Below are 423 nucleotides of genomic sequence, written 5' to 3'. Positions count from 1 at the left end.
AAGCGCCGTTTCTGCTCTCTGAGCGTGTAGCACAACGCGGCAGCAATATTGCCACCCGCGCTGTCGCCCGCCACGGCAATGAATTCGCCAGGCGTATTGGCCGCCTGCATGTCCTTCAGCACATGCTCATAGGCTGCCAGTGCGTCATCGATGGCGGCAGGAAATGGATGCTCGGGTGCCAGCCTGTAGTCCACCGACAGTACGTGCAGCCTGGCTTCGCGCGCCAGATACCGGCAGATACTTTCACAGCTTGCCAGGCTTCCGGATACCCAGGCGCCACCGTGGAAGTAAATGAGTACGCCCTGCGCGCAGTCGTTCGTTACGAACGTCTTGACTGGAACAGGCCCGCCCTGCCCGTCGATCGTGAAGCTTCGCTCCAGGTCGACAGGTGCATCACAGCCGCCAAACACCCAGGCGTCATGG

Annotated in this window: 1 protein-coding gene; it reads right to left on the bottom strand. The window is 61.2% G+C overall.

All coding sequences use genetic code 11. The features are described 5' to 3' along the window. Positions 1-423 (bottom strand): alpha/beta hydrolase fold domain-containing protein (locus tag QWI17_RS05635; protein ID WP_302721538.1); only part of this gene is annotated, 423 nt, incomplete at both ends.

The organism is Gilvimarinus gilvus (assembly GCF_030518155.1).
In the GTDB taxonomy this organism is placed as follows: domain Bacteria; phylum Pseudomonadota; class Gammaproteobacteria; order Pseudomonadales; family Cellvibrionaceae; genus Gilvimarinus; species Gilvimarinus gilvus.
Note: the sequence above shows the minus strand (reverse complement) of the source record. Positions and strands in the feature narration are given on the sequence as shown.